The 6737-nt window shown below is 49.0% G+C and carries 7 protein-coding genes; 4 read left to right on the forward strand and 3 right to left on the reverse strand.

The features are described from left to right. Together KB557_RS08180 and argJ are read right to left on the reverse strand one after the other, a co-directional pair. The coding region (locus KB557_RS08180) for a hypothetical protein (RefSeq protein ID WP_255133115.1) at window positions 1–300 on the reverse strand (300 nt) is incomplete at its 3' end. Window position 301: 1 nt separating this feature from the next. Then, complete coding sequence (gene argJ, locus KB557_RS08185) at window positions 302–1537, reverse strand: bifunctional glutamate N-acetyltransferase/amino-acid acetyltransferase ArgJ (RefSeq protein WP_255133117.1); 1236 nt, start codon at window positions 1535–1537, stop codon at window positions 302–304. Here argJ and coaE point away from each other — a divergent pair. Genes coaE through KB557_RS08200 form a run of 3 tightly spaced genes read left to right on the forward strand, consistent with a single transcriptional unit; the run spans window position 1537 to window position 4820 of the window. Then, window positions 1537–2172, forward strand: a complete 636-nt coding sequence (gene coaE, locus KB557_RS08190) for a dephospho-CoA kinase (RefSeq protein WP_255133119.1) — start codon at window positions 1537–1539, stop codon at window positions 2170–2172. The two genes, argJ and coaE, sit on opposite strands and share 1 nt — an antisense overlap. A gap of 27 nt (window positions 2173–2199) precedes the next feature. Further along, a complete protein-coding gene (locus tag KB557_RS08195; RefSeq protein ID WP_255133121.1) occupies window positions 2200–2925 on the forward strand; it encodes a FecR domain-containing protein in 726 nt (241 codons plus the stop codon). Window positions 2926–2948: 23 nt separating this feature from the next. Further along, window positions 2949–4820, forward strand: coding sequence for an adenylate/guanylate cyclase domain-containing protein (locus KB557_RS08200; RefSeq protein WP_255133123.1), 1872 nt, complete (start codon window positions 2949–2951; stop codon window positions 4818–4820). Window positions 4821–4842: 22 nt separating this feature from the next. Here the strand turns inward: KB557_RS08200 and gatB are convergent, their stop codons facing one another. Then, entirely contained in the window at window positions 4843–6312 is a 1470-nt protein-coding gene (gene gatB, locus KB557_RS08205; protein ID WP_255133126.1) for an Asp-tRNA(Asn)/Glu-tRNA(Gln) amidotransferase subunit GatB, read from the reverse strand. A 48-nt stretch (window positions 6313–6360) separates the two neighbouring features. Here gatB and KB557_RS08210 point away from each other — a divergent pair. Then, window positions 6361–6737, forward strand: a 377-nt coding sequence (locus KB557_RS08210; protein ID WP_255133128.1) for an FAD-dependent oxidoreductase, incomplete at its 3' end; no start/stop codon positions are given.

Below are 6737 nucleotides of genomic sequence, written 5' to 3' on the forward strand. Positions count from 1 at the left end.
AATATACATAGTGGCATATTCTAAAATTATCAATGATTGAGGCAATTTAGCTATCCAGCGATGGTGTTTGTCTTGATAATTTATATCTATCCCAGTGCAACTAATCGCAGCTTCCAGCCCAGATGGATCATCTATTAATTCTTCTTTACTAAGGCCATCATCCTTACAGGTATAAATACAAAAATAAATACTTCCCTTTATAATAGGCGCCTTAAGAATACTTAAGCAGTCAATATCCGCAAATAAATTCTTATATTGTTGAATCATATTGGAACTATCAAGGCCCTCAGGGTAATCCATTTTAAGTAGTGTAATCGGCGTTGATGCTTACATACTCAGCCGACAAATCACAACCCCAGCCGCGGCCAGCACCAGAGCCAGATCCCACCACTAAATAAATATCAACTTGATCGGTTTCTAGATAAATGCCAGTTTCTTTTTCTTCAAGATATAAACCCACAGCTACGCGATCAAAATCAAGTGGTTGTCCATTATCTAGCAACTTATGGGGGCCGATCCATAACTGCACAGCATCGGGCTTAAATGGCACCCCGGCGCGTCCTGCTGCTGCAACAATCCTGCCCCAATTTGGATCACGGCCATGGATAGCCGTTTTTACTAATGATGAACCGCAAACGGTGCGGGCGATCTGGCGGGCTTGGTTATTAGTTTCGGTGCCTTCTACCACAACTTCAATCACACAAGTAGCCCCTTCCCCATCACGGGTGATAGCCCGCGCTAGATATTCACATAATTTACTTAGGCCCGCTTCTAAATCAGGCCAATACCGCTCTGCTAGTTGGGGGCCAGCAGCAAAGGCTAATAAACAATCATTTGTGCTCACATCACCATCAACTGTGATCGCATTAAATGATTCATCAACCACCCGATGCAGCATCGCCTGCCATTCTGCTGGTGGCAATCCAGCATCGCAGCTAACAAAAGCCAGCATTGTTGCCATATCGGGGTGAATCATGCCAGAACCTTTTGCCATGCCGCCAAGCCGCACTATTTGATCGCCTAGCTGCGCCTCAATCGCGATGGTTTTATCAACTAAATCTGTAGTAAGTATTGCTGCTGCAGCTGCAATTGCTGCTGCGGGGCTAGCAGCTAGCGAATCAACTAATGGATTAATACCCGCCAGTAACAAGTCCATCGGAATCGGTACGCCGATCACACCGGTAGAACAAATCAAAACCTCTTCTTCAACGAGCCCCAACTGATCTGCAAGCGCTTTGGTAGCCCGCAAGCTATCGATCAAACCGAGATCACCAGTGCAGGCATTAGCCTGGCCTGAATTTATCAATACTGCCCGCGCACTGCCCTGGTTTTGCTGCAACCTTTGGGCGCATAAATCAACGCAACCCGCTCGCATCTGATTTGTGGTGAAGGTGCCAGCGCAGGCTGCCCCAGCTGGAGCAAGCAATAGAGCTAAATCTGGGTTACCACTTAGCTTTAAACCAGCTGTGATGCCAGCGGCTTGAAAACCCATAGGAGCTGTGATGCCACCGCTAATTTGTTGCCATTGATGGTTCATTGGCAGGAAACTTGAACTTGAATCAGTTTGCTCTAGCGAAACAACCACAACGCCGTATTGGCCTCACTGGCGGCATTGCAAGCGGAAAAAGCAGCGCCGGAAAATTGCTCCAGGAAAAACATCGGCTTGCCGTTTTAGATGCTGATCGCTACGCCCGTGAGGCCCTAGCCCCTGGCACTACAGCTAGCCAAGCGGTGCTGAACCGCTATGGGAAGAAGGTATTTTGCGGCGATCATCTAGATCGCAAAGCCCTCGGAGAAATCGTATTTAACAACCCGAATGAACGCCTCTGGCTTGAGCAACTGGTGCATCCGGTTGTGAATCAAATGATGGATCAAGAAATAATTAAATTATCAGACGCAAAAACAATAGTTTTAATGATTCCCCTGTTATTTGAAACCGGCCTGGAATCACTTTGCACAGAAATCTGGCTGGTAGATTGTGATGAAAAACAGCAAATAGAGCGCCTAATTACAAGAGACAACTGCACAAATCAACAAGCACTAGCCCGGATTAATGCCCAATGGCCCCTCGCCCGTAAGCGTTTATTAGCGGATCGAGTAATCAACAACCGCAATGGCAGTGATGAACTTGAGATTGAAGTGGCTGTGGCTTTAAATCATCTGGCGGTATAGATTTAGGAAATACCAAAAATTAGCGGCATGAAAAGTAATTACAACACCCCGCAACCACTGCTTAGATGGGTGCTTTTCTTAAATGCCATCTGTTTAGCAGTGCCTTCTTTTGCAGCTGGGGAAACCGCCACAGTGCAAGAAATCCTTGATGGCAACCAACTTTATATTGATGGCAACCAAGCCCGGCTAAAACAAGCTGCCCAAGTTCCCCAAGTGATCAGCACCGGCGATAGCCGCGGCCAACTGGGCTTTGAAAGCGGTGCAGTGGGAAGAATAAATCGCCAATCCCTGCTCAAATTAGGCAGCAGTTGTTTCCTTCTTAATAAAGGACAAATCCTGGTGTCTGGCCGCCAAGATGGCTGTACCCGATCTTCTCGGATGAGTGTGCGAGGCACCAATTATTTATTGCAAGTAGACGAAAATGGCAATGCTGATCTCGCCGTTTTGGAAGGCACTGTGCAAGTGGAAGCAACTGAATCCAAAACAGCACCAGTAACAGTTCAAGCTGGCCAGCGCTTGCGTTTAAGCCCCGCGGGTGTAGTGCTGGGCTTGGTGAAACTTGCCCTTGGTGATTACCAATCAATACTTGATGGCCCTCTATTTAGTGGCTACAGCTTGCCCTTGCCGGCTTATGCAAACCTGGAGAGCTATCTACGCAGCAATATGCCTGGTTTAAACCTGCCTATTACCCCCAGCCTGCCAATACCAACTACGCCTTCAGTGCCCGGCCTATCCCTACCGCGTTTCTTCTGATCGCAAATCTGCAATAAGCAGCGATGGCCCCCTCTCCAGGATCGAATTCACGTTTAAGCATTTTTGTTTTAAGCCTGGCGATCATTAGTGGTGGCTTGAGTGGTTGGGCTCCTCCGTTATGGCGCAGCTGGGCGATAGCTACCTACAACCAAATACTCGCTTGGGCCGGCCCGCAAACGCCGCCGTCTGGTTTGTTTTTAGTTGCCATAGACGATGCTTCCCTGCAGCAGGGCCAATGGTTTGCGCAACAACGAAACGCACCTGGCTGGAGCAAAGGTTTAGGCCAGTTGCCCTGGCCACGGGCTAGTTATGCCACGTTGGTGGAAAAGCTCAGGGCAGCTGGAGCTGATGCAGTCGCCCTAAATGTGTTGTTTGAAGGCCCGAGCAGCCGCAGCAACGAAGACGACAACCAACTGGCAGCAACCCTGGCTCGTCACAAAGGCCATGTGGTGCTTGCCGCTGAAATGCTGGAACCAAATGATTCACAGGGTGCTGGTGGGCTCAGCCTGGCGCCACCCTTTTTGGCACTACAGCAAGCAGCCGGTGGCAGAAAAGCACTTGGGCTCACAAACATGCTTAAAGGGGAAGACAACGCTGTTGGCCCCCACCCCGAGGCCTACATAAGCCAAATCCTTAAGCCCCATGGCTTTGCTTTACAACGTTCATTACCCCTTGCCTTAATGGATGCAGGCGCGAAAAAAAGCCGCCAACCCGATGCCCTTAGGGCCCTGCGCCCATACGGACCTGAGGGACACCTACCGCGGCTATCTGCATGGGAAGTGCTTGATCCCGATCGCTGGCAGCAACAGCCACTGCGTAAAAAATTAAAGGGAGCATTGGTGCTTGTTGGCCCCACCCTTAACCAAGGGGAAAACGGCCATAACAGCGCCTTTGGGGTGCTTTCAGGCCTGGAATTACTGGGCACCGCCAGTGCTAACTCCATTGATGGCACAGGAATCGCGCCATGGCCTGCCACAGCTTTAGCCCGCGCCTTGGTGGCGTCGCTGCCGCTGCTGCTACTGGGTTTAATTGGTTTGCAACGCTCAAATCTGAGCTGGCGATTGGGTTGCTGTTTCCTTGGCTTGATCCTGCTTTTGCTTGTTAGCAGCAGCGGCCTATTGCGCTGGCATAGAGCCCTACCGCTATTAGCTCCCGCAGCAGCATTAATACTGCTCGCTAGTGGTTTTGGTTTTGATGGTTATTGGCGAGAGGAAAGGGAACGCAGGCGACTACGCCGCACTTTTGAGCGATACGTAGCACCAAGTGTTGTGGCGGAAATCCTTCAAAACAGAGAGGCCGCTGAGGGAATTTTGCTGGGTAGAAATTTGCCGGTAACAGTGTTATTTAGTGATTTAAAAGGATTTACTGCTCTCACCCAACGATTATCTAAAGAAGGCCGCAGCACAGAATTAGTGCAGCAGCTAAACACCTATTTAGGCGCCATGGTGGCGGTGATCACAGCCCATGGCGGCACCGTAGATAAATTCATTGGTGATGCTGTTATGGCGGTATTTGGCTCCCCGCGGAGCCGCGGTATTGCTTTAGAGGCGGCACAAGCGGTTCGTTGCGCCATTGCCATGGGGGAACGCTTGGAGCAACTAAATCAACAATGGCTACTTGAAAACATCGCCCCTCTCGCCAGTGGCATTGGCATTGCCAGTGGAGATGCTGTGGTAGGGCAAATCGGCAGCCCCGAAAGAATGGATTTCACCGTAATTGGCAACACTGTTAATTTGGCAAGCCGCCTAGAAAGCCTCACCCGGCTACTGAATACTCCAATAATTATTGATAAGCGCACTGCTGAATTAATGGAGCCCCAAATAAAGGTAATCAACCTCGGCGAACACATCATCAAGGGCATAGGAGAAGTACCAGTTTATAAACCTGAAAGCTAAACTATATCTAATTTTAAATTAATTAACCCTTGAGCATTTCCAATAAGATTTGATTTGCTAATTTTGGATCAGCGCGGCCGCCAGTTTGTTTCATCATTAAGCCCACAAAGAAGCCCTGTAATTTATTTTTTCCTCCACGAAAAGCTTCTACTTCAGCGGGATGAGCCGCTAGCAATTCAGCCACAATTGTTTTAATTGCAGCTGGATCACTGATCATTCCTAATCCTTTCGCCGCCACGATCGCCTTAGCCGATCCTCCTTCCGCTAGCAATTGAGGCAAGATTTCTTTAGCAATTTTACCGCTAATTTCCGCTGCTTCTATCAAGCCAACTAATTCGGCTAATTGTTGAGGCCGTAAAGGTAGATCAACATATGAAAGCCGATTTGCATTTACATGGGCAGCAATATCACCGGTAATCCAATTTGATAATGCCTTGGCATCAGCGCCAGCTGCCACTGCTGCTTCAAAATATTCTGCCATTTGGCGTTCATCAGTTAAAACGCGGGCATCGTAGATCGATAGGCCAAATTGATCAGCGTAGCGGTGGCGTTTAGCTGCAGGCAGTTCTGGCAGTTCGCTAAGCCAAGCTTGCTTCTGACTTTCGCTAACTTCAATCGGGCCAAGATCTGGCTCAGGGAAAAAACGATAATCAGCAGCACCTTCTTTGCTGCGCATACTTTTAGTTAATTGCTTACTTTCATCCCATAAACGAGTTTCCTGCACTACCCGTTCGCCACTTTCATAGGCCTTGATCTGGCGTTTTATTTCAAAATCTATCGCCTTTTGGATTGCAGAAAATGAATTCATATTTTTTATTTCCACCTTTGTGCCAAAGGGAGCATCGGGGCCGCGCCTTACGGAGATATTTACATCACAACGCAGTGAACCCTCCTGCATATTGCCATCACTAACACCTAAATAACGCATGATTCGGCGTATTTCAGATGCATATTCAGCCGCTTCACGGCCGGTGCGCAGATCTGGCTTACTAACAATTTCAGCGAGGGCAACCCCAGCCCGGTTGTAATCCACTAAGGAATGGGTACTACCAGCTAAACGATCACTGCCTGCATGCACGAGTTTACCCGCATCTTCTTCCATATGAAGGCGTTCAATTCCAATGCGTTTTAGATAGGTTTCTTTTCCTTTTTCCGCAACTTCAACTTCAATCCAACCATCTTCTGCAATCGGTTGATCGAATTGAGAGATCTGATAATTTTTTGGTAAATCTGGATAAAAGTATTGCTTGCGATCGAATTTACTATGGGCGGCTACATTTAGATTCAAGGCTAATGATGCCTTTACCGCATATTCAAGTACTTTTTTATTTAACACCGGTAGGGTGCCAGGCAAACCGCAAACCACCGGATCTATGTGGGTATTGGGGGCATCTCCAAATGCAGTGGAGGCACTACTAAAGATTTTGCTTGCAGTTCCCAGCTGCACATGGGTTTCTAAGCCGATTACCGCTTCCCAATTGGCTTCTGCCATTGCTCTTCTCCAGCCTTGAATGGTATCGATCCTATGAAGTCGGCTGCTATGGATCTCTCTAAGCCGGTTTTGATCCTTGGTGGTGGCCTAATCGGGCTTGCCATTGCCCATGGCCTCGGCCGCCATGGCCTTGCCGTAACCGTGTTGAGCCGTCGCCGCAATGAAGCGGCAGGCTTTGTGGCAGCTGGAATGCTGGCACCCCACGCGGAAGGTCTTAGCGGTGATCAACTGCTGCTGGGGCAAGCCAGTTTGGCGGCTTATCCCGCCTGGGTGGCCCAGGTGGAAGCAGATAGCGGGCTCAACTGCAATCTCAAGCCTTGCGGCATTGTTGTGCCTTTTAAAAGTGCGGCGGAGCGGGATGCATATCCCACCGCTGCTATGGGCAAAAGCCTGGATCGAGCTGGCCTGGAGCAGGAAATAAAAGG

It is taken from the genome of Synechococcus sp. Cruz CV12-2-Slac-r (genome assembly GCF_024346075.1).
GTDB lineage: Bacteria > Cyanobacteriota > Cyanobacteriia > PCC-6307 > Cyanobiaceae > Synechococcus_D.

Excerpts from the sequence above, each read along its gene's own strand:
- argJ (WP_255133117.1), bottom strand. The coding sequence starts at position 1,537 with ATGAACCATCAATGGCAACAAATTAGCGGTGGCATCACAGCTCCTATG.
- KB557_RS08195 (WP_255133121.1), top strand. The coding sequence starts at position 2,200 with ATGAAAAGTAATTACAACACCCCGCAACCACTGCTTAGATGGGTGCTT.
- KB557_RS08200 (WP_255133123.1), top strand. The coding sequence starts at position 2,949 with ATGGCCCCCTCTCCAGGATCGAATTCACGTTTAAGCATTTTTGTTTTA.
- gatB (WP_255133126.1), bottom strand. The coding sequence starts at position 6,312 with ATGGCAGAAGCCAATTGGGAAGCGGTAATCGGCTTAGAAACCCATGTG.